This is a genomic window from Haladaptatus cibarius D43, from assembly GCF_000710615.1.
Classification (GTDB): Archaea; Halobacteriota; Halobacteria; order Halobacteriales; family Haladaptataceae; genus Haladaptatus; species Haladaptatus cibarius.
Genome location: NZ_JDTH01000002.1, coordinates 1,096,891 through 1,121,646 on the forward strand (window position 1 = coordinate 1,096,891; position 24,756 = coordinate 1,121,646).

General features: G+C 60.2%; 30 protein-coding genes and 1 pseudogene. 15 read left to right on the forward strand and 16 right to left on the reverse strand.

The genetic code is table 11. The features are described from left to right. Positions 1 to 123 precede the first annotated feature (123 nt). On the forward strand, positions 124 to 1,380 hold the full coding sequence (locus HL45_RS11110) for an NAD(P)/FAD-dependent oxidoreductase (RefSeq protein ID WP_049971169.1): 1,257 nt from the start codon (positions 124 to 126) through the stop codon (positions 1,378 to 1,380). Positions 1,381 to 1,392: 12 nt separating this feature from the next. On the opposite strand, the gene HL45_RS11115 is transcribed toward HL45_RS11110, so the two are convergent. Both HL45_RS11115 and artA read right to left on the reverse strand, forming a co-directional pair. Continuing rightward, entirely contained in the window at positions 1,393 to 2,079 is a 687-nt protein-coding gene (locus HL45_RS11115) for a metallophosphoesterase (RefSeq protein WP_049971170.1), read from the reverse strand. Continuing rightward, a complete protein-coding gene (gene artA / locus HL45_RS11120) occupies positions 2,066 to 2,995 on the reverse strand; it encodes an archaeosortase A (protein WP_084156869.1) in 930 nt (309 codons plus the stop codon). Before artA ends, HL45_RS11115 begins: the two co-directional genes overlap by 14 nt. A 106-nt stretch (positions 2,996 to 3,101) precedes the next feature. Here artA and HL45_RS11125 point away from each other — a divergent pair, with 106 nt between their 5' ends. Next, the gene (locus tag HL45_RS11125; protein ID WP_049971171.1) at positions 3,102 to 3,884 is read left to right on the forward strand and encodes a DUF7839 domain-containing protein; all 783 of its coding nucleotides are present in this window, start codon (positions 3,102 to 3,104) and stop codon (positions 3,882 to 3,884) included. 15 nt (positions 3,885 to 3,899) lie between these two features. On the opposite strand, the gene HL45_RS11130 is transcribed toward HL45_RS11125, so the two are convergent. Further along, on the reverse strand, positions 3,900 to 4,466 hold the full coding sequence (locus HL45_RS11130) for a J domain-containing protein (protein WP_049971172.1): 567 nt from the start codon (positions 4,464 to 4,466) through the stop codon (positions 3,900 to 3,902). A 220-nt stretch (positions 4,467 to 4,686) separates the two neighbouring features. Between HL45_RS11130 and HL45_RS11135 the strand changes: the two genes are divergently transcribed. After that, positions 4,687 to 5,214 (forward strand): DUF7344 domain-containing protein, encoded by a 528-nt coding sequence (locus tag HL45_RS11135; RefSeq protein ID WP_049971173.1) that lies wholly within the window; start codon positions 4,687 to 4,689, stop codon positions 5,212 to 5,214. 5 nt (positions 5,215 to 5,219) lie between these two features. Here HL45_RS11135 and HL45_RS11140 read toward each other — a convergent pair whose 3' ends face one another. Genes HL45_RS11140 through HL45_RS11155 form a run of 5 tightly spaced genes read right to left on the reverse strand, consistent with a single transcriptional unit; the run spans position 5,220 to position 7,418 of the window. After that, the gene (locus tag HL45_RS11140) at positions 5,220 to 5,978 is read right to left on the reverse strand and encodes a proteasome assembly chaperone family protein (RefSeq protein WP_049971174.1); all 759 of its coding nucleotides are present in this window, start codon (positions 5,976 to 5,978) and stop codon (positions 5,220 to 5,222) included. Positions 5,979 to 5,983: 5 nt separating this feature from the next. After that, positions 5,984 to 6,166 (reverse strand): RNA-protein complex protein Nop10, encoded by a 183-nt coding sequence (locus HL45_RS19955; protein ID WP_084156871.1) that lies wholly within the window; start codon positions 6,164 to 6,166, stop codon positions 5,984 to 5,986. After that, entirely contained in the window at positions 6,163 to 6,963 is an 801-nt protein-coding gene (locus tag HL45_RS11145) for a translation initiation factor IF-2 subunit alpha (protein WP_049971175.1), read from the reverse strand. Before HL45_RS11145 ends, HL45_RS19955 begins: the two co-directional genes overlap by 4 nt. Beyond that, positions 6,960 to 7,133: a 30S ribosomal protein S27e gene (locus HL45_RS11150; protein WP_049971176.1), complete on the reverse strand. Its 174-nt coding sequence runs from the start codon at positions 7,131 to 7,133 to the stop codon at positions 6,960 to 6,962. Before HL45_RS11150 ends, HL45_RS11145 begins: the two co-directional genes overlap by 4 nt. Before the next feature lie 3 nt (positions 7,134 to 7,136). Next, entirely contained in the window at positions 7,137 to 7,418 is a 282-nt protein-coding gene (locus HL45_RS11155; RefSeq protein ID WP_049971177.1) for a 50S ribosomal protein L44e, read from the reverse strand. Between the two features lie 169 nt (positions 7,419 to 7,587). Between HL45_RS11155 and HL45_RS11160 the strand changes: the two genes are divergently transcribed. The 3 genes from HL45_RS11160 (at position 7,588) to HL45_RS11170 (ending at position 10,162) form a co-directional block, all read left to right on the forward strand. Beyond that, positions 7,588 to 8,496, forward strand: a complete 909-nt coding sequence (locus HL45_RS11160; protein WP_049971178.1) for a twin-arginine translocation signal domain-containing protein — start codon at positions 7,588 to 7,590, stop codon at positions 8,494 to 8,496. A 71-nt stretch (positions 8,497 to 8,567) separates the two neighbouring features. Then, on the forward strand, positions 8,568 to 9,818 hold the full coding sequence (locus HL45_RS11165) for a hypothetical protein (protein ID WP_049971179.1): 1,251 nt from the start codon (positions 8,568 to 8,570) through the stop codon (positions 9,816 to 9,818). Between the two features lie 77 nt (positions 9,819 to 9,895). After that, the gene (locus tag HL45_RS11170; RefSeq protein ID WP_049971180.1) at positions 9,896 to 10,162 is read left to right on the forward strand and encodes an HAH_0734 family protein; all 267 of its coding nucleotides are present in this window, start codon (positions 9,896 to 9,898) and stop codon (positions 10,160 to 10,162) included. 72 nt (positions 10,163 to 10,234) lie between these two features. Here HL45_RS11170 and HL45_RS11175 read toward each other — a convergent pair whose 3' ends face one another. Continuing rightward, a complete protein-coding gene (locus tag HL45_RS11175) occupies positions 10,235 to 11,011 on the reverse strand; it encodes a DUF2071 domain-containing protein (protein ID WP_211250852.1) in 777 nt (258 codons plus the stop codon). Between the two features lie 251 nt (positions 11,012 to 11,262). Between HL45_RS11175 and HL45_RS11180 the strand changes: the two genes are divergently transcribed. Further along, on the forward strand, positions 11,263 to 12,429 hold the full coding sequence (locus HL45_RS11180; RefSeq protein WP_049971181.1) for a thiolase domain-containing protein: 1,167 nt from the start codon (positions 11,263 to 11,265) through the stop codon (positions 12,427 to 12,429). Then, positions 12,429 to 12,800: a Zn-ribbon domain-containing OB-fold protein gene (locus HL45_RS11185; protein ID WP_049971182.1), complete on the forward strand. Its 372-nt coding sequence runs from the start codon at positions 12,429 to 12,431 to the stop codon at positions 12,798 to 12,800. Before HL45_RS11180 ends, HL45_RS11185 begins: the two co-directional genes overlap by 1 nt. Here HL45_RS11185 and HL45_RS11190 read toward each other — a convergent pair. The 3 genes from HL45_RS11190 to HL45_RS11200 form a co-directional block, all read right to left on the reverse strand. Continuing rightward, complete coding sequence (locus HL45_RS11190; RefSeq protein WP_049971183.1) at positions 12,777 to 13,715, reverse strand: alpha/beta fold hydrolase; 939 nt, start codon at positions 13,713 to 13,715, stop codon at positions 12,777 to 12,779. The genes HL45_RS11185 and HL45_RS11190 overlap by 24 nt on opposite strands. Positions 13,716 to 13,802: 87 nt before the next feature. Continuing rightward, entirely contained in the window at positions 13,803 to 14,801 is a 999-nt protein-coding gene (gene meaB, locus HL45_RS11195; RefSeq protein ID WP_049971184.1) for a methylmalonyl Co-A mutase-associated GTPase MeaB, read from the reverse strand. After that, a complete protein-coding gene (locus HL45_RS11200; protein ID WP_049971185.1) occupies positions 14,798 to 15,214 on the reverse strand; it encodes a cobalamin B12-binding domain-containing protein in 417 nt (138 codons plus the stop codon). The genes meaB and HL45_RS11200 overlap by 4 nt, the downstream gene beginning before the upstream one ends. A gap of 426 nt (positions 15,215 to 15,640) precedes the next feature. Between HL45_RS11200 and hisF the strand changes: the two genes are divergently transcribed. After that, positions 15,641 to 16,456 carry an imidazole glycerol phosphate synthase subunit HisF gene (gene hisF, locus HL45_RS11205; protein ID WP_049971187.1) on the forward strand — a complete coding sequence of 272 codons (816 nt, stop codon included), beginning with the start codon at positions 15,641 to 15,643 and terminating at the stop codon, positions 16,454 to 16,456. A gap of 71 nt (positions 16,457 to 16,527) precedes the next feature. Here hisF and HL45_RS11210 read toward each other — a convergent pair whose 3' ends face one another. The 3 genes from HL45_RS11210 to coxB all read right to left on the reverse strand — a co-directional run bounded on the left by HL45_RS11210 (position 16,528) and on the right by coxB (position 19,072). Continuing rightward, positions 16,528 to 16,812, reverse strand: coding sequence for a DNA-directed RNA polymerase subunit L (locus HL45_RS11210; RefSeq protein ID WP_049971188.1), 285 nt, complete (start codon positions 16,810 to 16,812; stop codon positions 16,528 to 16,530). 463 nt (positions 16,813 to 17,275) lie between these two features. Beyond that, entirely contained in the window at positions 17,276 to 18,139 is an 864-nt protein-coding gene (locus HL45_RS11215) for a cytochrome c oxidase subunit 3 (protein WP_049971189.1), read from the reverse strand. A 132-nt stretch (positions 18,140 to 18,271) separates the two neighbouring features. Continuing rightward, positions 18,272 to 19,072, reverse strand: coding sequence for a cytochrome c oxidase subunit II (gene coxB / locus HL45_RS11220; protein WP_049971190.1), 801 nt, complete (start codon positions 19,070 to 19,072; stop codon positions 18,272 to 18,274). A gap of 106 nt (positions 19,073 to 19,178) precedes the next feature. Between coxB and cyoE the strand changes: the two genes are divergently transcribed. From cyoE to HL45_RS11250, 6 genes and pseudogenes are all read left to right on the forward strand, one after another. Continuing rightward, positions 19,179 to 20,558, forward strand: a complete 1,380-nt coding sequence (cyoE, locus tag HL45_RS11225; protein WP_049972003.1) for a heme o synthase — start codon at positions 19,179 to 19,181, stop codon at positions 20,556 to 20,558. After that, the gene (locus tag HL45_RS11230; RefSeq protein ID WP_049971191.1) at positions 20,555 to 21,226 is read left to right on the forward strand and encodes a DUF7546 family protein; all 672 of its coding nucleotides are present in this window, start codon (positions 20,555 to 20,557) and stop codon (positions 21,224 to 21,226) included. Before cyoE ends, HL45_RS11230 begins: the two co-directional genes overlap by 4 nt. A gap of 78 nt (positions 21,227 to 21,304) precedes the next feature. Then, a pseudogene (locus HL45_RS11235) lies at positions 21,305 to 21,532 on the forward strand (M48 family metalloprotease); the annotation flags it as partial. A 69-nt stretch (positions 21,533 to 21,601) separates the two neighbouring features. After that, the gene (locus HL45_RS11240; RefSeq protein WP_084156877.1) at positions 21,602 to 22,606 is read left to right on the forward strand and encodes an ABC transporter ATP-binding protein; all 1,005 of its coding nucleotides are present in this window, start codon (positions 21,602 to 21,604) and stop codon (positions 22,604 to 22,606) included. Continuing rightward, entirely contained in the window at positions 22,603 to 23,403 is an 801-nt protein-coding gene (locus HL45_RS11245; RefSeq protein WP_049971193.1) for an ABC transporter permease, read from the forward strand. Before HL45_RS11240 ends, HL45_RS11245 begins: the two co-directional genes overlap by 4 nt. A gap of 223 nt (positions 23,404 to 23,626) precedes the next feature. Further along, positions 23,627 to 23,974: an SHOCT domain-containing protein gene (locus tag HL45_RS11250; protein ID WP_049971194.1), complete on the forward strand. Its 348-nt coding sequence runs from the start codon at positions 23,627 to 23,629 to the stop codon at positions 23,972 to 23,974. 50 nt (positions 23,975 to 24,024) lie between these two features. Here the strand turns inward: HL45_RS11250 and HL45_RS11255 are convergent, their stop codons facing one another. Next, positions 24,025 to 24,573 carry a hypothetical protein gene (locus HL45_RS11255; protein WP_049971195.1) on the reverse strand — a complete coding sequence of 183 codons (549 nt, stop codon included), beginning with the start codon at positions 24,571 to 24,573 and terminating at the stop codon, positions 24,025 to 24,027. Between the last annotated feature and the right edge of the window lie 183 nt (positions 24,574 to 24,756).

A 24,756-nucleotide genomic window follows, 5' to 3' on the forward strand; every position in this document is an offset into this window, starting at 1 on the left:
ACAGTTTCGAATCTCGTGGTAAATGTTTTCTGTAATTTTCTGACTGAAATTCGACCCTCATCTCGCGATATACCCAACCAGATGGGCCGAGAAACGTTTACCCAACACCACCGACTACCCTCCATGACGACTGTAATCGTCGCGGGGGCGGGACTCGCGGGACTCGTCGCCGCCCGCCGTCTCGCCGAGTTGGGATTGAACGTACAGGTGATGGAGCGCGAGGACGAGGCCGGTGGCCGAGTCCGAACGCGGAAACAGGACGGCTTTCTTCTCGACAGGGGCTTTCAGGTACTCTTTACCGCCTACCCTGCCGCAAAACGCGAACTCAATTACGACGAACTCGATTTGCGGTATTTCTCCCCGGGCGCGATGCTGGCCCGTCCCGGCAGTCGGTCGGTGTTAGCCGACCCCTTCCGCGACCCCAAAACGCTGTTCGAATCGGCGACGAACCGCGAGGTGAGCCTCGGCGACAAAATCCGAACTCTGCAACTCCGGCAGGAACTCACCCGGAAACCGAATCAAGCGATTTTCGACGGGAACGACGAATCCATCGAGAGCTATCTCCGCGAACGAGGTTTCTCCGAAAAATTCCGCAACCGCTTCGCCGGACCATTTTACGGTGGCATCACGCTCGACAGGTCACTTTCGACCTCGAAGAAGGTGTTCGAGTTCACCTTCAAAATGCTCTCCACCGGCCGAACCGCGATTCCAGCGGCGGGAATGGGCGCGATTTCCGAGCAGTTGGCCGAAAAAGCACGAGCGGCGGGCGCGACGATTCGCTTCGGAGAAGGCGTCTCCGCAGTCGAATCCGATGGCGAGGGGGCCGAGGTCGAAGTCGGCGGTGAAACCGTCACCGCCGACGCCGTCGTCGTCGCAACCGACCCGAAATCCGCCCGCGAGTTGACCGGCGTCGATTCGATTCCCACTGAGGCCCGAAGTTGCATTACACAGTATTTCGCCCACGACGCGCCACTGGATGCCGGAAACCGAATCCTGCTCAACGCCGCGGACGACGCGCCGAACGAAATCGTGCCACTGTCCGCAGTCGCGCCGGAGTACGCGCCCGACGACCGGGAACTGCTCTCCGCCACGTTTCTCGGGATGCCGGAAAAGTCGGACGACGAACTGGCCGAGGAAGTCAAAACGACTATTCGAGAATGGTATCCCGAGCGAACGTTTCCTGATTTCGAACTGCTTCACACCGACCGAATCGAGTTCGCGCAGTTCGCCCAACCACCGGGCGTTTTCGACACGCTTCCCGGCAACCGAACCAATCAGAAGTCGGTGTACCTCGCCGGTGATTTCACAGAAGCATCCTCGCTCAACGCCGCGATGGAAAGCGGTCGGAAGGCCGCCCGCGCGGTGTACGGGGATTTGTGATACCGGTTCGAATCACAGCATCTCTCGAAACTCACCGAGCGCGGGGAATCGGTACGTTTCGTCCGCATTGTCGTCGCGGACGATTGGCCGAAACGGCGACGAACTGCCGACGAACGGCGTCTGAAAGTCACTGCCCCGCATTCCGTTGACGACCGCGCCGCTGGCGAGGCGAGTGAACGCGGGAAGCATGAGTACGTCCGCGTCGCGGAACGTTTCCGGCCCCCACAGATAGCAGGGTCGGCGTTTTCCTTCGATTGCTATCGCGGGATGGTCGTGGCCGATGATGTACCGCGGCGCGGTCGAATCCGGTTCCTCGTGGCCGTGACAGACAAGCGTCCCGTCCGCGAGTCGATACTCGTCCGGGCACTCAACCAGTTGGGAAAGCAGTTTGTCGTGATTGCCGTGAACCGCGACGAAATCGGATTCTGCGTCGTTAGCGCGCTTTTCGAGGTCTGCGAAGGTTTCCACTGCGTCCTCCGGAATCCTGTCGAAGGCGTGGAGAACGTCGCCCGCGAGGACGACTTCATTCGGCGAAAATTTCGTGAGAAGTGCATCGAATCGGGTGGTCAAATCCTCCTGTTCGCCGAGCGGAAGCGACACGTTGGAGGCTGCATCTCTGCCGATATGGAGGTCTGCGAGGACGAGCGCGTTCGCTTCGGGAAGGAAAACCGCCCTGTCAGCGAAGTCAGCGTCCTCCATCGGTACGAACCGCTCGATGGAGGTCGTACTCGTTGCCCGTAACGAGATAGGCCACGTCTTCCACGACGGTCAACAGTTCCGGCAGGTCGCGCAGTATTAGCCAGAGGATGGCGACCAGCGCGACCACCGCGAGCATTTGGGACAACACGCGGTCTGCGATGAAAAACGACACCATGCCGGGGTCTGCGTAGCCAACCACCGACATAATCGGGTCAACGAAGTACTGGAACCACTGGTTGCCGAAGGCGAGCGCGATAAACACGTTCCGGACGACGTTCAGTATCCAGATGATGGAAATAGCCACGGCGAACGCCTTGAGTTTCCGGCGAAGCGGGGCCTTCACCGCGGCGATGAGTCCGCCGAAGATGCTCATGCTTCCGATTCCGGTGCAAGCGAGCACGAGGTAGGTGTAGTAGGAGTGGCCCGTCTCGTCGGTGAAGATGAAGGCGCTATGGTAGCCATTTTCCTTGGCAACCGTAAATTCGGGATTGTAGCCGAGTGCTTCGATGGCGAAATCCGTCTGATAGCTTACCTGCTCGACCAACCACTGTCGAAGGAACTCGACGCTCGAAAACGGAACGTAGATGATTCCCATCGCCGCGACTGCGCGGGAGAGGACGAACAACGTGTCCCGTCCCGAATAGAGTTGATAGCCCGCGTAAGCACAGAGTGGCACCGCCGCGAGGCTAAGCGCGCCCTCCACGAAACTCTTCATTTCGAAGGCGAATCGCGGGAAGAGGACGCCCCAGAAGATACCGAACAGCACCCACGCCCCGGCACCGACGGTACGGGCGGTTTCGCGGTCGTATCGTTCGAGCGCCGCGGTTGCGACGAACGAGACGATAACCAACCACGCGAGAACGTCCGAAATGGCCGCGGACGGAACGGGGAGGGCGAGGGGAGCGACTGCGGTCACGGTTCATCCCTTGTCGTCACGTAATATAGACCTGACGCTCTTTTTCAGGGTTCGAAAACGCGGAGACACCGCTGGTGTTTTTATCGTCCCGCCCGACTGTGCGGGTATGGCCGACGTGCTGGATGACAAGCGTGCCGCAACCCGGTTTCGCATCCTCGCCGAAATCGCAGACCGTCAACCGGCGGTGAGTCAGGGCGAAATCGCGGACGCCGTCGGCGTCACGAGTCAAGCCGTCAGCGAGTACACTCGCGGACTCGTTGCCGACGGACTGGTCGAAAAGGAAGGTCGGTCGCGCTACAGCGTGACCAAGGAAGGCGTCGATTGGCTCTTGCAGTCGGCGACCGACGTTCGTCGGTTCGCCGACCACGTCACCGACGACATTCTCGGCAACGTTGGGGAGGACGCCGCGATAGCGACGACCGAGATAACGGAGGGCGAAACCGTCACTCTCTCGTTGAAAGGCGGCCTCCTTCACGCCACTCCCGGAGAAGACGGCCCTGCGACCGGTATCGCTACCACGGACGCGGAATCGGGGAACGAGGTCGGCGTCACGGAATTCGAGGGCATCATCGACCTCGAACCCGGGCGTGTGACTGTCTATCAGATTCCCCCGGTTCGCTCCGGCGGGAGTCGAGCGGTCGATTCCGACGCTTTGGCCGAGGCGTGCGAAAGCAGTCCCGTCCTCGCCGCAACCGGCGTCGAGGCGGTCGTCGCCCTTCGCTCCGCGGACGTGGAACCGGACACGACGTTCGCCGCGGGCGAAGTCGCCGCCGAGGCCGCGGAACGAGGGGAGGATGTCGTTATCGTCGCAACATCCGACAGCGTCGGGCGCGTCACCGACGCCCTCCGCGATGCCGGAGTCGCATACGAAGTGGCGAACGTTTCCTAAAATCGAGAAGCAGCGTTACCCGGCGTAGTTTTTCGCGGTCGTGTAGGCTTCGCGGACGCGCTGGAACTCTTCCTGTGTCCCGCCGTGGTCGGGATGGACGTCCTTTACTTTCTCACGGTAGGCCGACTTGATTTCCGTGAGTGTCGCTTCCGTCGGCACGCCGAGGATGGCGAAGGCGGCAAGTTTCGTATCGACCTCTTCTTCCTGTTCCAGCGTCGGCGTTTCGAACGGCAGTCGGTCGCCTAAGTGGTGACCCGGCATCTCGTGTTCGACCAAGACGGCGAACGTTCTCGATTTCTCGATGCGAAAGAAGGCGCGCGCGTCGAAGGTAATCGCAACGTCCCGTTCCGGCAGATAGAAGGCGACGTGTTGACCCGCGACGAAATGGTCTTCCGCGAAATCTTCGCCGATGGCTCTGAGGTAGTTGCGGATTTCGACCCGGCGCTTTCCCTCGCCGAACACGTAGGTTGCGTTGGTCGCCCGTTCCGTGGGAAAGAGGCGCGCGCCTACCACGAAGATTCCGGCAATGACGACGGCAACCGCCAGCGAGAGCCACAAACCGGTGACCAACCAGTCGGGCATTACGCTCGTGTAGGGTTCGGACAATAAAGAATCTCCCGCCGAATCCGATACGGATGGTCACATCTGTTTTTGTACACAAAAGAATTCTGGTAGTTTCTTTCTCGATAGATGTGTAGAAACGATGGTAAACTTAATACCCGCTGGTTATTATCTATATGAGTAACGAACTCTGACGAGAATCCGAACGCAACCGCCGAAGACGCCACGTTAGTCCCCAGCCATGAAACTCACCGAACCGGAGACGGAGCAGGAACTCGACGAGAGCCAGATTCACAACGTCTTACGGAACGACAGACGGAGAGAGGCGATTCGGTATCTTCGGGAATCCGGCGGGTCGCTAACCGTCGATGACCTCGCGGAGCATATCGCAACGCTGGAAACCGACGAGGCACCAGCACCCCGAAAGGTCAGAAAGAGCGTCTACGTCTCGCTTCATCAGACGCATCTTCCGAAGTTGGACGACCTCGGCATCGTAGAGTACGACCAACGGTCGAAAGAACTCACCCTCGAAGAGCGCGTCCGAGAGGTAGAGGTGTATATGGAAGTCGTTCCCCAGCACGACGTTTCGTGGGCGACGTACTATCTCGGTCTGGGTCTGCTAGAAGCCGTCGTTCTCCTCGCGGCGCAGTTCCAACTGTTTTCCATCCAGATGCTCGATTTCCAGTTTTGGGCGTGGTTCTTCCTCACCTTTCTCGTCGTCTCCGCGGGCTACCACGTCTACAGCGGACAGGAAAATTCGCTGTTTTAGCCGATTTAACCGATGTACCGCAGGTCGTCGTCCGACGCCACCGCAGTCTGCTGTGCCTCCATTTCCTCGATTTTGCCGACGACTTCCTCCATCTCCTCGGCGCGGTCTTCGAGCGAACCGAAATCCACCTCGAAGCCGAGAGTGTCCTGTAGCACTTCGAGTACTGACTGCGCGCTTTTTGGGTCAACGAGGTAGCCACTCGTCTCGCCCATCAAACAGGCGGCGGTGAGGCCCCGGCGGCTACCCAGTCCGAGCAGAAGGCCACTAGTTCCGACGATACCACCCGCCGGTTCGTCCTCTCGGAACTCGACACCAGCATCTTCGAGTTCGTCCACGAACTCGCTCGTCGTCGCCGCACCCAACACGGCATACTCCTCGATGAGTTCGCCCGTCGGGACGCCACCGAGTGCGAAGATTTGCTCGACACCGAACTCCTCCGCAGTGTCGATGAACGCGTTCGTGAGTCGGTAGTGACCCGCGTTGTCCTGTGCCTGATAATCGCCGGTCAAAACGAGCACGTCCTGTTCGTCGAGCGTCAGCGCGTAGAGTTCGACGCAGACTAGTTCGGTCGTCCCGTCGTCCTCGACGCTCACCTGCGGCGGGAGATATTCGGAGTACACCCGCCGAACCAGTTCGCTCTCTTTTTCCTCAAGCAGATGCTCGGCGACGAGTTTTCCGACGTGACCGACGCCCGGCAATCCTTCGATGAGTACAGGCGACTCCAGTTCCGGATTTGCGACTATCTCGATATCAACTTCGTCCATGTGACTTAGTCGCGGGCGCGCCGCTTAAGAGCGCGTCGGTACTCGCCGTAGGGGTCTGCTGGGTCGAATGGGGCGGGAGCACTGTTGATTGCCGCCGCTCCGCACTCTGGACAGGTCGCAGAAAGGGAGTACACCGGGCGGTCGTGCTCTGATTTCCACGCAGAGCACACCCGGATGTCCGATTTCATTCGTCGTCGGTGTGTCGGTCGCGGTGGAAGTTGGCGGTTCCGCCGACGTCTTCCATGGCGACTTCGGCGCGGGCGACGCTCTCTTCGAGTTGCGCCTCCGCGGTTTTGTAGTTCGGTGCGCGAACCTTGATTCGGTACTCGGGCGCGCCGACGTAGGTGACGTCGAGTTCGACTTCGTCGGGGATGTCGCCGTTTCCTTCGGCGGCTTTGAGCCCTTCTTTGATACCGTCCACGCCGTCCTTGCCGGGACTTCGAAGGTCAACGTAGCCGGTTACGTTGACGTATGGAACCGAGACGTTTTCACGAGCGGTTTCGACGAGCGAATCGATTTCGTCGTCCGAGAGTTCGGTGTTTTCGAGGGCTTCTGCGCCGTGGATGGCGGCCTGCTCGAAGCCGTCGTAGATGCTTCCGAACTCGGCGTACAGTTCGTTCGCAATCTGCGTGTACTGCTCGTCGGTCATCTCCTCGCCGAACGCGAGGGACATCCATTTGTCGGCCTTCTGCTCGTTTTTCCAGTCCTGAATCTTGTCGCTTCGCTGGTGTTCGTTCACGTCCTTGATGGAGAGGTCTATCTGCTGTGACCCCTCGTCAACGTCGAACACCTTACAGACGACTGTTTGCCCCACGTTGACGTGGTCGCGGACGTTTTTAATCCAGCCGCTGGCGACCTCGCTGACGTGGACGAGTCCACGTTTGTCCTCGTACTCTTCGAGGTCTATGAAGACCCCAAAGTCCTCTATCTCATCGACCTTTCCGACGACGAGTTCGCCAGGTTCGGGCCAGCCACTGTATTTCATCGGGATGCTACTGTCTCTGTAACGTCGCCGTCGATTTCAGCCTTGCCGCCGGTCGGCGAGGCGAGTCGGTGACCGCAGACGACGCAGTTGACTTCGGTCGCGGCCTTGCTGAAGACCGTCTGTTCGTTCTCGCAGTCCGGACACTGAACGGTGTAAAAGTTTCCTGCCATGATTTACTCCTGAAATTCGAGTCGGCCGGCGCGCCATCCGGGACGGAGGTGGGCCTTGCCGCACTCGCTGCAACGGTATTTGAGGTCGGTTTTCTTCGTCGGTTTGTCTCCACCGGGCACCTTCGAGAAACCACCAGCGTTACCGATGACGGCTTTGCCGCGTTTCTGCTGACGGGCGTCCCACTTCATTCCGGTTCGGCGTCCGCTGCGAACCTTCTCGACTTCGTGTTCGTGGTGTTTGTGACAATGCGGGCAGTACGTGTTAAAGCGTCGTGGCATCTGCATAGATATCGACCTTACGGACGACTTAAGGCCCGGTGCTTAAAACCCGTTTGGTTTCGAATCCGATAACACGGGAGACCGCTTATATATCACTCTGTACGAAATTATTTTATTCTATTTTAGAAATAAAAATTTTCAAGTTGAGCTATATCAAAATAGAAGTCGTCGATCCATGACAAACGTTAATCGAAGACGATTCATCAAAGGCGCAGGCGGCACAGCAGTCGGACTCACAGCACTCGGCGCGGGCGCAGGCAGTGCGAGCGCACAGCGATACGGCATTCCAATCGTCTCCACGCGCGGTCACTTCAACGACGACGGGAACCTCGTTTCGAGCGAGACGCAGACGAGCTACGACACCACGGGCGACGTTCCGGGCGTCGATACCGGCTGTGTCAACGACTTGACCGTGTTCATCCACGGCTGGCACAAAAAGGGTGACAACCCTGACCAGGACGCGAGGGATAAGTTCCTCTCCGCGAAGAACAACCTCGGAACCGCGGGCTACGACGGCACCGTCATCGGCTACTCGTGGGACAACGACGTTGGCGGCGGCGTTGATTTCGGCTGGGGAACGGCAAAAGACGTTGCACAGCAAAACGGCGTCAAACTCGCGCAGTTCGCGGTGTATCTCAAATACTACTGCCCGAACGCGACGCTTCGCTTTGCGGGTCACTCGCTCGGCGCACAGGTATTGTTGAGCTGTCTCCGCTCCCTCGACGTGACGGACTGGTGGAACAACAACGGCCACGAGGTGTACTCGACGCACATCCTCGGCGGCGCGACGGACAACGAAAAGCCGACCACGGAGTCGATGACGACCTACAACGCCATCACCAACCAGACGGCGGCGACGTTCAACTACCACAGCCACGACGACAGCGTGCTTAGCTGGGTCTACAACACCATCGAGTTCGACCAAGCCCTCGGCGAGACGGGCTACGAGAGCGGCAACACGCCCGCCCCGAACTACAACGAGTTCGACGTGACTTCGCAGGTTGGTAGCGACCACTCGGGCTATCTCGACAACCTCGGGGACGACATGGTCTACCACATGAACAACGTCCCGTACTACGACTAATCGGTGGGAGACGGGAAAAACAGAATTGCCAATCAGAAAACATTTATTGCGGTGATTCGAGTCGGTGAACAATGAACCGAGCCGCCGGTGTCGCGTTTCCTTTCCTCATGCTGGTCGCCAGTCTCGGTGTCTCTCCGGCAATCGCGCTTGAAACTACTCCTGTCTGTCCAGTCTGCGGGTACGAGTTCGAGATGTCTGCGAGCGACCGCGGCGATATGCCGGTCGAAAAGAGCGAAGTAATGATTCACATCGCGGAAAACGGCGATTCGAGATGGGTCGTCAGAAACCGTATCGAGAACGAGACGACGGTGGAGCGATTCCGGAACTATCCGGGCGAACTCGATACACGGGTCTCGGCAGCACTCAGAGACGCCCGAGGCTTCGACCACGAAATTCGGAACGTCAGCGCCCGCGTCGTCGGCGACGAGCGAATTCAGATCCGATTCTATGTTCCGAACTTCGCCGAGCGGCGTTCGGGCGTACTCCTCTCAGACTATCTCTACAACGACGGGCGCGGCCGCGATATGAACGCGGACAAGATAACCGTCGTTGGCCCCGCTGGAACTGTGGTTTCGAACGACCCGACGAAAGCCGCCGTTTCCGGAAACCGCGCAACGTGGAGCGACAAGCATAGCACCGTGAGAACCCACGTCGCTTTAGTCGAGGACGACGGATTTCTTTCACAACTCCACACGAAATACGCCATCGCGGGTGTAGTCTCATCGCGGGTTACGAGCAACTTCCTGTCGTTCGTGCTGGTTCCTACGCTCATTTTCGGCGGAATACTCGGAACGTTTCAGCGCACCCAACCGGCGATTTCGCGCTCGAACCGTCGACGGTTTGCCGGGGTACTCGTCGGGAGCGGACTCATTGTTGGAGCGCTTTCAACCAGTTTTAGCTGGATGGGATATTTCGGATCCTTCGTCGTCGGGGTTTCGTACATCGTGACCGGAATCGCACTACTTCGGCGGTTCGACGAATCATCCTCTCTGTTGCCTCTCGTAGTACCACTGCTGGCGGTACTCGTTTCTTGGGTCAGCCACGTCATGATTTTCGACTCACCAGAAGGTGCATCCGTGAGCGCGATGTTCGCGCTTCCGCTCGGAATGGCGTTTCCGCTCGGGGCCGCAACGACCACCAGACGACGGTTTCAGATGCTTCTCGCATCCTGCGCGGCGTTCGCTCTCGCCCTTTCGCTTTCGACCGACCTCACGGGGGTGATTTTCGGAGCCGTTATTCTCGTGTATGCATTTCTCGCAGCGATACTCGCCGGGTTCACGGTGCCGCTGTTCATCGCGGGGAGGACGCCCACCGACAGGTGAAAGCCCCCTATCTAATCTCGAACCCCTGCGCCACCCCCTTCGAAGCGCTTAATTGGCCACCTTCCGAACCGTCGGGTATGAAGCGGCTCATCATCCACGGGAACCCCGGCATTCGCAAGAACGCCATCATCGAATACGACGACGAAGAGCAGGTCGCCTTTTCGGTCACCCGACAGGGCGACTGGCACGGCCCGGACGAACCCCAACTCTGGTGCGTCATCGGAACGGAGGACGAGCGCGAAGATTTCGAGCGGCGAAACTACGTTCCCCATTGGCTCGACACGGAAGCCATCGACGCCGACTCGGTCGAAATCGTCAAGCACGCCGACGAACTCGCAGTCTAACGCGAAGCGGCGTTTCTCTCAGGTTCTTCTCGTTTCTCCGCAGCTGTCCATTCAGTAGTTTCAATTCTCAACTCACGTCGCGGACGAGGTGCAAATCGAATCGCGTTCGCGCCACTCGTGGTCGATGTCTTCCATCAACAGCGCGTGGTCGAACGCCACGGCCTCGTCCGGGAACTCCTCGAAGTAACTCGACGTCACCGAATCGACTGCCAGTGGCGACACTTCCCACTCAAACGTGTGCAGTTCGATACCCTCGTATTCGTCCTCGGTGGCGTCGCTCGGCGAGTAGCCGAGCGACCCCTGTTCGAAGAACGCGGACGATTCGGCGACCGAATCGAACACCGAATCGGTCGGAAGCGAATCAGTTGGTTCACCCGTGACGTCGACGCGGACGCTTTTGTCGTCGCTCACCATTCGAACGTCGTATCGGTCTACGCTTTCGCTCTGTCCCGTACTTTCTCTCTGTCCCGCAGTTTCGTCTACATCGAACCGTGCTTCATGGTAGTCGCCCGCGAACAACGTTCCGCCGAGGAGCGTGTTGAATCGGGAGTTCGTATCCCGGCGAGGGACGTACACACCCGTCTTGCGCTCGCCGTCGTCGTTCCACTCGACCGCGATTCGGTGTGCGGCGTTTTCCGACGCGGTGCCGAAACACGCCGGAACCCGATTGGGGCGCTCGTTTCGCAGTCGAATCAGGCAGATGCCGCCGACGGCATATCCATCGACGGTTTGCGGGCGGAATGGGTCGGGAGTACGTCCGCCACGATGTCCGGTTCGACGCGATAGTTGACCAAAATCCGTCGGTCGATGACGCCGCGGACTGTCGGGAGCATGTGAATAAATTGCCAATCGAGTCGGAAAAAAGGCGCGGTGAGAAACAGACCTGCGTAGAAGCGACCTCCGTGCTACTCTCCTGTCTGGTTCTGAAATCGTATTTCTGCCGTCGAACTGTTTTCATTCGTACATTCATGAAAGATGTGCCGGTTCAAAAATGAACGGACGGGCAATAGTATGGGGAAAGCCCTGAATGAAGTCCATCCGATTTCGGCCTGAAATCGAAAGGAGTGGCTTTCTTAACTGGGCCGGTCGTAGACTCAATCATGACAGGTGTTCGGATTGCGGGAGTCGGGTTGACTCATTTCGGGAAGCATCCCGAGCGAACGGGGAGAGATCTCTTCGCCGAAGCGAGCGAGCGCGCGTTCGCGGACAGCGGCGTCTCCCACGACGACATCGAATCACTCTACTACGGCAATTTTATGGGTGAACTGGCCGAGCATCAGGGCCACCAAGGGCCGCTAATGGCCGAGGCAGCGGGGATTCGTGCACCTGCCACGCGCTACGAAAGTGCGTGTGCATCCAGCGGGGTTGCGATTCGGCAGGCCGTGAAAGACGTTCGAAACGGCGAAGCAGACGCCATCCTCGTCGGCGGGGCGGAGCGGATGAACAACCTCGGAACCGCGGGAACGACGGAAGCACTCGCCATCGCGGCGGACGACCTCTACGAGGTTCGGGCCGGAATCACGTTCCCCGGTGCCTACGCGCTGATGGCCCGCGCCTACTTCGAGCAGTACGGTGGTTCCAAGGAGGATTTGGCCCACATCGCGGTCAAAAACCACGACCACGCGCTGCCGAACGACCACGCCCAGTTCCAGAAGGAAATCAGCGTCGAACAGGCGCTCGACGCGCCGATGATTGCGGAACCGCTCGGCCTGTTCGACGCCTGTCCGATTACGGACGGTGCGTCCGCGGCCGTCCTCGTCAGCGACGAATACGCCGAAGAACACGGCCTCGACGCACCGGTTTCTATCACGGGAACCGGACAGGGCGGCGACCGAATGGCGCTCCAAGGGAGGAAACACCTTGCGCGCTCGCCCGCCGCGGAAGAGGCCGCAGAGGAAGCCTACGCCGAGGCGGGCATCGACGCGGGCGACGTTGACGTGGCCGAAGTTCACGACTGTTTCACCATCGCAGAAGTACTCGCGCTCGAAGCGCTCGACTTCTACGCCCCCGGCGAGGGAATCGGCGCGGCCCGACGCGGCGAAACGACCCGCGACGGCGACTGTCCGGTCAACCTCTCCGGCGGCCTGAAGGCGAAGGGTCACCCGGTCGGTGCGACCGGAACGAGCCAACTGGTCGAGATGACGCGAATCCTGCGCGGCGACCACCCGAACAGCGATGCCGTGCCGGACGCGAAAACCGGCGTGGCGCACAACGCGGGTGGAACGGTTGCCAGTGCGACCGTTCACGTCTTGGAGGTGAATGAGTGATGAGCGACCACGGAAATACGGGCTACGACGAATGGCTGGACGCGATTGCCGAAGGGAACGCCTACTACCTCGAATGCGGAAACGGCCACGGGTCGCTCCCACCGCGCCGAATCTGTCCCGAGTGCGGAGAGGGTGACCTCGAAGAAATCCCGCTTCCGGAAACCGGAACCGTCGAAACCTACACTGTGGTTCACGTTCCGGCACCGTCGTTCGCGGACGACGCGCCGTACACCACCGCAGTCGTGGATTTCGGCCCGGTTCGACTGACCGGCGTGACAGAGGACGGCGTGGAAGTCGGGACGGACGTTTCGGCGAAAATCAGTGAATCGGAGACGACCGGCGACCGACTACTGCGGTTCGAGCGGCGCTAGTTCGTCGAACAGCACGTCCAAGAACGGGCCGGGATGTTCGACGTGCGGAAGCAGTCGCGCCTCGTCGAAGACGATGAGGCGCGTATCTCCTTCATCCGCGAGTTGTTCGCCGTAGTCGAGCGGCGTGACTTTCGCGTCTCGACCCCAGACCAACGATACCGGAACATCTACCTGCGCGAGTTCCTCGCCGAGGTCGGCGTCGGGATTCAGATGCCCTGACACGAACGACGCGGGCGCAAATCTCGCACCGGGTTGGTGGGCGGTCTGCCACTCGAACTCCACGTCTTTCTCGGTGTACGACGCTTCGCTGAAGTAGCCGTCGCGCTCGTTGAACCGGCGAATCGACCGCTTGCTGGCGAGGGCGTTGAACAGCGCGGTGCCGACCAGCGGCGAGCGCAGGAGCATCCGGAGCCACCCTCGCTGCGGCCCGGTGTTAGCGGTGGGGCAGATGAGTTCCAACCGCGAGAACGTGTCCGTCTCGTTCTGGACGATAGTCGCGTAGGAACCCGAAATCGATGACGCGAGACAGATTCCGTCGTCGGTCATGTCTTTTGCGAAATCGGTGACGAACGAGATGTAAAGCGATGCCGAGTAATCTACCGGCGGGCGCGAGGAACGACCGAATCCCGGCAAATCGGGCGCGATGACGTGGTACTGCGTGGCGAGTTGCTGGAAAATCTGTTCGAACTCCTTGTTCGTCGCGGCGGCGTGCAGACCGTGCAGGAGCAGTACATCCGGGTTGTCCGGGTCGCCCGCCTCGGTATAGGTGATGTCGAATCCCTTCCAGCGATAGGTTCCCTGATAGCCCTCCAACGGCGGTTCCAGTGGTTCGGCGCGCTGTGATAGCGTCTTGTTGACGAACGCGGCCAATCCGATTCCGCCTGCCGCTCCGGCGGCGAGTCGGCTGAGTTTCATACGTAGACAGGCGGGCCGGATTGGTTTATCCGTTGTGCCAGAAATCAGTGGTGTCCGATACAGTCATTCTCAACCGTGTCCGCGGAGTCAGTCGTGCACGCAGTCTTCGATAGGTGCGATTACGTCGGCGGCGACTGAGTAGGGGTCGGTTTCGCGCTCGTACACGGCTTCGACCAGTTCCGTCATACCGCCGTGTGACTCGATTTCTTCGGTGACGAGTCGGTTCGCATCCTCGCGCAGGAGCGCTCGGATTTCCTCGGCGTAGCGCGTACGAGCTTTCGCGTCGAGCATGCCCGTCTTTTCGAGCAGTTCGTGGTGTTCGTCGAGCAGGTCGATGAACTCTTCCACGCCCTCGCCTTCCTTCGCAACCGTCTCGATGACTTCCGGCGTCCAGTCGTAGCCCTCCACGTCGGCCCCGAACTCCGGCGTCGGTTCGTCGCCGCGCATGTGAACCATCTCTTTGAGGTCGGACACTGCGCGGTCGGCACCGGGGAGGTCTGCCTTGTTCACGACGAACACGTCCGCGATTTCGAGGATGCCCGCCTTGAGCATCTGAACGTTGTCGCCGCTCTCGGGCGGCACCAGCACCGCGACCGTATCCGCGGTTTTCACGATGTCGATTTCGTTCTGTCCCGCGCCGACCGTCTCCACGATGATTTTGTCCTTGCCGAACGCGTCGAGAGCTTTCACGGCGTCCGTCGTCGCGGTGGATAGACCGCCGAGACTGCCGCGAGCGCTCATCGACCGGAAGAACACGTCCATGTCGCCGACGTTGCTGGCCATGCGAATCCGGTCGCCGAGGACGGCCCCGCCGGTAAACGGCGAAGAGGGGTCGATTGCAATGACGCCTACCGTCTCGCCGCGGTCGCGGTAGTAGTTCGCTACCTTGTCCACGAGCGTGGATTTTCCCGCGCCGGGACTGCCGGTGACGCCGATAACGTCGGCGCTTCCGGTGTGGCCGTGGAGTGCCGAGACGAGTTCTCTGTAGCCCGGGTCGCGGTTCTCGATTTTCGTGATGACGCGGGCCAGCGCGCGGTGTTTTCCGTCGAGGAGTTCGTCCAACAGATCGGCGTGCTTCGCGCTCATCGTTCGGGCGCGTTTTCGCGGACGAACTCGATAGTCTCTTCCATCGGCGTGCCCGGACCGAACACCTCCGCGACGCCGAGTTCTTTGAGTTCCGCCTTGTCGTCGTCGGGGACGACACCGCCGACGAGGATGAGGGTATCCTCGAATGCGTCGTACTCTTTCAGCCCAGCGACGATTTTGGGGACGAGCGTGTCGTGTGCACCCGAGAGAATCGAGATTCCGAGGACGTTCACGTCCTCCTGCACCGCGGCCTGTACGATTTCGTCGGGGGCGTTGTGGAGTCCCGAGTAGATGACTTCGAATCCGGCGTCGCGGAAGGCGCGGGCGATGACGTGTGCGCCGCGGTCGTGGCCGTCAAGACCGACTTTTGCGACGAGACAGCGAATCGACTGCGATTCCTGATCTGCGCTCATACACACCCCTTCCCCGCGTTCGGGTTTCACTTTAACGGAAATACGTGTGAAACCGTAGTTGTTAAACCGCAAGTCGAATTGCAAGCAGAGAACGCAAAGACGTGATCCCGAGCGTTCGACAATCCACAATGGCGCGCCTGTGCTGACAGCGTGCGAGGGATGAGGCTTACAAGACGCATTGCGTCTTGCTGACCTGCGACTGTGGCCCGCAGGTATCGCAGGCCGAAGGCCGAGAAACGCAGTCGGTTGGGGAGGTGGTTTTGGCGATGCGGTTGCGGTCATCTGTTGACTAGTAAAAATCTCCACGCCGTGATTCACCCATGACGAACGACCTTCGTTCGAATCGCGTTACCCTCATCCGATGCGAATCCAATTCTTGCCCGTAATGCGATTCCTTTTGACGCCCGACTTCCTACCATCACTCAAATGACCCTCACGAAGCGAATCATCCCGTGTATCGACGTGGACTTGGACGACGATGGGAATCCCGCGGTGTACACCGGCGTCAACTTCGAGGACTTGCAGTACACCGGCGACCCGGTGGAGATGGCGCGCCAGTACAACGAGGCGGGCGCAGACGAGTTCGTGTTCCTGGACATCACGGCCAGCGCGGACGGCAGAGAAACGATGCTCGACGTAGTTTCCAGCGTGGCCGACGAGGTGTTCATCCCCCTCACCGTCGGCGGCGGCATCCGAACGCGCGAGGACATCAAAGAAACCCTTCGCGCGGGCGCGGACAAAGTCTCCATCAACACCGCCGCGCTGGAGCGCCCGGAGTTGGTGACGGAGGGCGCAACCGCGTTCGGTAGTCAGTGCATCGTCATCAGCGTGGACGCCCGCAGGCGATTCGACGAGCAGGGCGAACACTACGAACAGGTCGATGGCGAATCCTGCTGGTTCGAATGCACGGTCAAAGGTGGCCGTGAAGGAACCGACATCGACGTGGTCGAATGGGCAGAAGAAGCCCAATCCCGCGGCGCGGGCGAGTTGTTCGTCAACTCCATCGACGCGGACGGGACGAAAGACGGCTACGACGTCCCCTTGACGAGGGCGGTCTGTGACTCGGTTTCCACGCCGGTCATCGCCTCCTCCGGATGCGGCGGCCCGGAAGATGCCTACGAGGTGTTCACCGAGGCGAACGCGGACGCGGCCCTCGCTGCCTCTATTTTCCACTTCGGCGAATATTCGATTGAGGAAGTAAAGGAGTATCTCGCGGAGCGCGACGTGCCGGTTCGGTTGTAATCTACACCAGTCGCATTTCGTGGTCGCTCTGCCGTCGCATCAAAAGCAAGGAAAAATCGATAGTCGGCCGATTACGCCGCGGCGGTGAACGCGTCGCGGAAGGCGCTCGCTTTGTCTTTGATGTTCTGTGCGCCGTTTTCCAGTGCGTCGAGTGGGTCAACGCCGCCCTCGGTTTTCAGCGAGAGAATCGGGTCGGTCTGACCACCAGACTGTTCGGGATTCAGGTCGTAGGTAGCCGCCGCGACGCCCTCGGTTTCGAGGAGCGCACCCTTCAGTACGTTCATGAACGTGTGGTCTTCGCCTCCGATTTCTATCTGGAGTTCGGTGTCGCTCTTCTCGATAACCCGCAGTTCCATGCGTGTTGGTTCTCCGTTGTCGCGTTTCAATCTTGCGAAGCACAGGTTTCGAGATAGTTTGTGGATTTGTAGAGTTCTTGTGTTTGAGCCTCTTGTCGGAATCAGTGGTTTCACTATCGAGATTGCAAATTACAACGCCAGTTTGGAGTCTACAAATCGCGACAACAAATGACCGCCACCGCGTGCGGGCGGGTGCGCCGACCACTGGCGCACCCGCCCTTTTCGTCCCCCTCGCTCGCGGGTCTTCCTTCCCGCTCGCAATCGAGGCAGACCGCTTGCCTCGTACTCCCCGGGCGCTCGGACACCTGCGCCAGTGGTCGGCGCAGGTGTTCTCACCGCGTCCTGTCGTCTGTTCAGTCGGCTTCAGGAGTGGTCGTTCAGTATCACGCAAACCGCGGTTCAGGAATCGGAAATCGAAGAGACTCGTCGCTCGCCAATCGAAACGAAACGGGAAAATCGTGGTTTAGAGCTGAACTTCCGCGCCGACGTACAGCACGACAACGAGGAAAATCCAGACAACGTCCACGAAGTGCCAGTACATCGAAACCGTACTGACCGACAGGTGGCGCTCCGCGGAGTACTGTCCGTAGAGTGCGCGCACGAACACGATACCGATGAGAACCGCACCCATCGTCACGTGAATCCCGTGCAGGCCGGTCAGGCCGTAGAACGCGCTGTTGAACACGCCGCCGGTGAACGTAAATCCTTCTTCGACGATGAAGACGTAGTATTCGTACACCTGTCCGCCGATGAAGATGACGCCGAGCAGGAGCGTCGCGGCGAGTCCCGCGAGGAAGCGACTCCGGTTGTTCTTCCGCAGTTCGACGTGCGCCCAGTGGAGCGTGATACTACTCAACACCAGCAGTGCCGTGTTGATGAGCACGAGGTCGCCGACGAGATGCGGTAGCTCAGCACCTGCCGGGGGCCACGTCCCCGCGCGGATGAAGAAGAAATACACGAACCCTGCGCCGAAGGTTGCGATTTCGGAACCGAGGAACGCTATCATTCCCCAGCGAAGCGCGTTGACCCCTTTTTCCCGTGAATCCTTGCTCCAGAAGTGTTTGACGAAGGCGTGATACACCCAGCCGTACAGTCCGGCGAGGAAAACAGCGGTGCTGGCGATGAACACTGCCGGGCCAATCGTCGGCCCGACGAGGTTGGTTCCGCCGTGTCCGAGGACGAACAGCGCGGCACCGATGTAGAACCCTGCCCCACCAACGGCGGTGATAAAGGGCCACCACGACGCCTCACCGAAGCCTTTCGGCCAGTCCTCGACGGCCGGGAGGTGATGGCCGTGCTCCTCTGTCGAATCGTCCGTTACCGTCATACTGAGAGGGTTATGGGCCGACTACTAAAAATGCACCCAAAACCTTCCGGCGGACACAGAACGTTTCGGCTGGCGGATAGCAAAGCGACCGCTAGTAACGAGCGGTTGAAAAGATAATGGATAAAAAGCGAATTACGCCGAGGCAGTCGTGGTGGTTGCGTTGCCGCCTGCGCTGCTGTTGTTACCACCGGAGCTGCTGTTACCGCCGGAGCCGCCACTGTTTTCCTGTTTCTGCTCTTGGAGCCAGTTCTGGTACTCGCTCTGGGAGACGACTTGGATTTCACCGAGCATGTTGGAGTGGCCGACGCCACAGTACTCCGCACAGTAGAGCTGGTAGGTGCCCGTTTCGGTCGCCTTCGTCTTGATGACGTTGTGCTGGTTCGGGATGGCGTCCTGTTTCAGGCCGAGTTCGGGAACGTGAAGCGCGTGTAACCAATCACCGGATGTGACGTTGAGATACACCGGGCGGTCTTCGGGAATCACCATCGTTCCGCCGGTGGAGACGTTCTCACCTTCGTAGTTGAACGTCCAGATGTACTTCTCCGCCACGACTTCGACTTCGACTGCGTTGCCCTCCATCTCCTGTGCGTCTTCCGGGGTGGTGGTGACGTACTCGTTTGCCATCACGCCATAGGAGGCGTAGCCGACGAACAGTAGGACGATTGCAGTCGCAACAGTCCACGTGATTTCGAGGCGACGGTTCTCCTTCGTCGGGAGTGGGTTGTCGTTGTTGCGGAACTTCCACACGGTGTAGATGAGGATACCCTCGACAAGCACCGTAATCGGAATCGCTGCATACAGCAACTGGGTGTTCAGCGTCTGGATGAGTTCCTCGGTCGTCGAACTGTAGCCCTGTGCCAGCACGGGATCTACAGCGGCCGAAAGAAGCGCCGCGCCGAACACCGAGACGAACGCTATCCGCTTGGAATCCATATGCGCTAGACTTAGGAAACGGCCCATAAATATGTGCTGTCTTTGTCGCCGTGGAAAGTCGGATGGTCTAAGTACGCGGGAACACAACCGTCGTACAACGGTGGCACTGCAGGGTTCCTCTTCCGACCGGTTCGAACGTGCGCTGACAGCAACCGCAGTCGGCGTCTATCTGCTCGTCGTCGTCGGTGCAACGACATCGCTCACCGACGCCGCGACCGCCTGTTCGACGTGGCCCGCCTGCAACGGCCAATGGGTCGTCCCGTTGGACGATCCGAAACTCGCAATCGTATGGGGACACCGCGTCGTCGCGCTCGTCGTCGGTATCCTCCTCCTCGCTACGACGCTGTTCGCGTGGCTCCGCGACTCGCGCAAGCGCGTTCAATTTTCACTCGCGGTCGCCGCGGTTCTGTACCCTATTCAAGTGGGACTGGGTGCGTTGGCCGCGACGACGGCAGTAACGAACGTCCTTTCCGCGACTCACCTCGTCGTCGGGATGGGTATCTTCACGGGAATCGTTCTCGCCCTCGCGTGGACGCTCGAACCCGAGGAGAAAGACGGCCCGGTCGAGATGGGCGTCGAACAGAAATCCGCAACCGGGTCGCCCACTCCGGAATCCCTTTCCGGAACCGGCGCGACCGCCTACGCTTATTTCCGACTGATGAAGCCGCGGCTGATGTGGCTCCTCTGTCTCGTCGCCTCCGCTGGAATGGCGCTCGCTGGGGGACAGAACCTCGAAGTCGGAACCGTCGTCGCAACGCTCACGGGCGGCGTCCTCTCCATCGGCGCGAGCGGAACGTTCAACCACGTCCTCGAACGCGACGTCGACAAGCGAATGAACCGCACCGCAGACCGCCCCGCCGCAACGTCCCAAATCCCGGTCAGAAACGCGGTGGCGTTCGGCGTCCTGCTGTCGGTCGCTTCGCTGGCCGTCTTCCTCTCGGTGAACCTGCTCGTCGCCGTCTTCGGCCTCACCGCAATCGTGTTTTACAGCGTCGTCTACACGCTCCTCCTCAAACCGAACACGGTGCAGAACACGGTTATCGGCGGATTCGCGGGGTCGCTTCCGGCGCTCATCGGCTGGGCCGCGGTCGAAAACGGTGTCGGCCTTCCGGCGCTCGTCCTCGCAGGGGTCATCTTCCTCTGGACGCCAGCCCACTTCTACAACCTCGCGCTGGCGTACAAGGACGACTACGCGCGCGGCGGCTTCCCGATGATGCCCGTCGTCCGCGGGGAAGCCGAAACCCGAAAACACATCCTGCTGTGGTTGGGCGCGACCCTCCTCTCGGCGGGACTCCTCGCCACCGTGACGCCCCTTAGCTGGCTGTACGCAATCACGACGGTTGCGTTCGGTGCGGTGTTCCTACTGGCGGTCGTGCGACTTCACCACGAACGCGACGAGTCGGCGGCGTTCCGCGCATTCCACGCATCGAACGCCTATCTCGGGTCGCTCCTCGTTGCCATCGTCGTCGATTCCCTCGTCCTATGAGTACGATTAGCACTCGGTTTGCGCGATTCCGGCCGAGCGGTGAAACCCTGCTGTGGGGAGCCGTGGTGCTGAACGCCGAACTGTTCACCCTCATCTTCTACTTCGCCACGTCGAACCATTCGAGCGGCGAACTTCGATACCTGCTCTACCCGTTCATCTGGATAAACGTCGCGCTGTTCGCGGTGTGGAAGACGAATCCAATCGCGCGCAGTGACCGCGACAAAACCGTCGGCATTGCGGTTGCGGCAGTCTATTTCCTCGTCTTGGGCTACGCAGGCGGCCTGTTCGGCCCGAGTCCCTCGATGCCCGGGATGCCTGCGACAGGATTCCGAATCGCGTGGCTTCCGCCGGGGTGGGGGCCTGCTCTGCTCTATCACGGCGACCTGCTTCGGTTGTCGATTTTGCCGTTCAAACTGGTCGGCTATCTCGCCCTCGCCTACCTCGTTTACGCGACGGTGTTGGATGCCGCAGGCTCCGCGATTTCGGGCATCCTCGGCCTGTTTTCCTGCGTGAGTTGCACGTGGCCCGTCGTCGCCTCGTTTGTCACAGGCATCGCCGGGGCGGGGTCAGGATTCGCCGCGATGGCCACGTCGGGTTCCTACGACATTTCGACGGTCGTCTTCGTCGTCACCGTCGCCCTGCTGTACTGGCGGCCGACGATTCGGTGAGGAATCGACCGTCGATTTTCCCTTCCATTGCCGACCGAAGCAATCATTATTTTTGACTGATCCGGCCGGGAGTATTCGGCAGACCGCGGCGCGGTCGGAATAACGGGCGACCCGGCGAATTTGGCCAGCGCGCTTCGAACGCTGGACGAGGAAATCGCGGAGACACCGACCGAAGACCTTCGAGAACTCGACAGCACCGCGGCGCTGTCGATTGCTCCACTGTCGGTCGAGCTCGGACTGAGTGCGTTCCCGATGTCTCACCCACCGACGGAAAGGCGAGTCGAACGACTGTGGGCGATGATGTGACGTTCCGTGATATACTTCTTCGGTCGCTGAATCGAACTCCTTACCTGCGAACAAGCGCAACGTCCTCCCATGACCGACACACTCGTCGCCGAGAACCTCCACAAGCGATACGGCGACACCGTCGCACTTGACGGCGTCTCGCTCTCGGTCGGCGCGGGCGAAGTGTTCGCACTCATCGGGCCGAACGGCGCGGGGAAAACCACCCTCGTCCGGGCGCTGACGGGGACGACGATGCCCGACGAAGGGGGCGTCTCCGTCCTCGGCGGGCGACCCGCCGACGTGGACAAATCGCGGGTCGGCCTGCTCCCCCAGTCGTTCGACCCGCCAGCACGCCTCTCCGCGCGGGAACTCGTTGACTACTACGCGGGCCTGTACGACGATGCTCGCAATCCCGACGAGGCCCTCGCGGACGTAGGGCTTTCCGACACAGGCGACACGTGGTACGAAAACCTCTCGGGCGGCCAACAGCGACGTGCCTGCGTCGCGGCCACGCTCGTCAACGACCCGGACGTGCTCTTTCTGGACGAACCGACGACGGGTATCGACCCCGCAGGACGGCGCGCGCTCTGGTCGCTGGTCGAAAATCTCGCGGACGGCGGCACGACCGTCTTCCTGACGACACATTACATGGCGGAAGCCGAACGACTCGCCGACCGCGTGGGACTGCTGGCAGACGGCGACCTCGTCGCGGTTGGCACGCCAGAGTCGCTGGTCGCGGAACACGGCGGCGAGAGCCGACTCGTGGTCGAAACCGACGCGCGGCGAACCGCCGTCGAAACGCGATTCATGGTCGAGGAAACCGAATCCGGATTGGTGTTCGACGGCGTCACTCCGGCGGACATCGGCGAAGTCGTCTCGGAACTGAACGACCGCGGTATCGACTACGAGGCGCTGACGTGGACGGAACCCGATTTGGAGGACGTGTATCTCCGACTGACGGGTGCATCGCTCGGCCCTGAAATGACTCGAAAAGCGGGACAGCCAGCGGTTGCAGGTCAGGGAATCGGTGCGGATTCGGGTGCGGGAACAGGGACGGATACGGGCGCAGACGCGAGTGCCGGAGGCAAACGATGAGTTCGATTGGCCGAGTGCGGGCGGAAGCGGGGGCCGCGTGGCGGTCGTTTCTTCGTCGCCGAACCGCCGTCTTCTTCACGTTTTTCTTCCCGGTCATCCTCATCCTCATCTTCGCGGTGCTGGTACAGACGAATCCGGGCGATGGCGGTTCGGGCGGCGGCATCTTCGCGGAACCACCAGCCTACTACCTGCCGGGATATCTCGCCGTCGTCGTGCTATTTACGCCTCTTTCGCGCGTCGGGAGTTCGGTATCCCGTCACCGCGAGTCGAACCGGTACGAGAAACTGGCGACCACACCGCTCACGCGCGCTGAGTGGCTGTTGGCCCACACGCTCGTCAACGTCGTCATCATCGGACTGGCGGGCCTCATCATCCTCGCGCTGATGGCGCTCGTGACGAACGCGGGCGTTTCGTTCGCGGCACTCCCTGCGGTCGCCGTCTTCGTCGCGCTCGGCGTCGCGCTGTTCTGCGGCGTCGGCGCACTCCTCGGTAGTTTTGCAAGTTCACAGGACGGCGTCATCGCGGCGAGCAACGCGATTGCGCTCCCGCTTCTCTTCCTATCGGACACGTTCGTGACCCCGAACCTTTTGCCGGAGTGGTTCAGACCGGTGATGAATCTCTCACCTCTGACCTACTTCGCCCGCGGTGTGCGGGAGCTGACCTACGACGCGCCCTCGATTTCGGTGGTCGGGCAGTCTTCTCCCTTCGATGGCTGGTTGATTAATCTGGCCGTCCTCGCGGTGCTGTCGCTGGTCTTTTTCGCCGCCGGGGCGCGCTCGATTCCACAGACGGACTGAGTTCGGCTCTTCCGACTGCTGTTTGATTATAAGTATTTCCGCCACGAATACCGTTTTACGATGACAGAATTTCGTATGGACTCCCCGCCTTCCTCGCAGTCGAACACCCGGCGATGGCATCGGCTCATCGAACAGTACACACCGGACGGTGCCCTCGGGCGGCTTTTACTGGCAGTTACGACTGGATCGATTAGCATGGGTTCTTTTTTGTCATGGCCGGAGTGTGGGTGCGGCGAATCTGTTATTTCTCCTCCTCGCCCCACTTTGGGCGGGACTCAGCCTCGGGGCTGCCATTTTGACCTTCGCCACGCTCTGGCCCGTGTATCTCTCGCTCATTGGAAACGTGGACTCGACAAAGGAATATCCGCGAACATCGTCCCCGAACCCCCGACAATCCGAGTCGTCGATGGACGACCCGGACGAATCCGACCCGATAGTGGTGTTAAAACGAGAATACGCCCTCGGAAACATCTCCGAACCGGAGTTCGAGCGCCGACTCAATACTCTCCTTGAGGCTGAGGGAATGACGACGGGGTCGGAGTATCGAACTCGGGAGCCGGAGCGAAATTGAACTTGCAGAACTGAAACCGAAGTCGAAACGTGACCGATTCGCTGAATCGGTCACGTCGTTTCTCTCTCCAACTCGCGGTCGATTTCGGTGCGCAGATTGGTTTTTTCTTCGCCGAGTTCGGTGATTCGAATCCCTTTCCAGCGAAGCAGTTCGATTGCCTTTTCGGCGTCGGATTCGTGCGGAAATTCGATTTCCGTGGTTTCTACGTCCTCGAACTCACCCACGGCGAGTTCGAGTTGCTTTTCGTTGTGTTCGACTTCGCGGATGGTTCTGAGTGGAATCGAAACATCCGTTCGGAGTCGTCCGTTTACTAGCATGAGAACGCCAGCGGCAACGTAGAAGAACAGCAACGAGATAACGAATCCGACTGACAGCAGTGCTCCGGAGAAGCCGAGCCAATCGTTGATGAATCCTCCGACTGTCACCGCGGTAAAAATCGAGGAGAAGACGAACCAACCCTGCTGGAGCTTATCTTTTCCCTCCCAGTTCTCGAAGTAGATGCCCCGGACGGCACCTCGGGGCGTCGTCCGGACGCGAAGGTCGCCGCTTTGGACGGTGAACTCCCCGTCTTTGGTTGGTACTGTGTCGCGGCTAGTCATTTTTCTCCCTCCTCACCCTCGTTGCACTCGGGCTCGCATCCGATTTGACCGTCGTCAGCTTCGTCGTCCCTATCTCCGTCACCATCCTCACCAACCATTGAGACGACGTACTCTCGTCACCGATGTTAATTTTCCCATCGACCAGCAGTTTAGAAGACGACAGTGGGGCGGCGGGACAGTGGA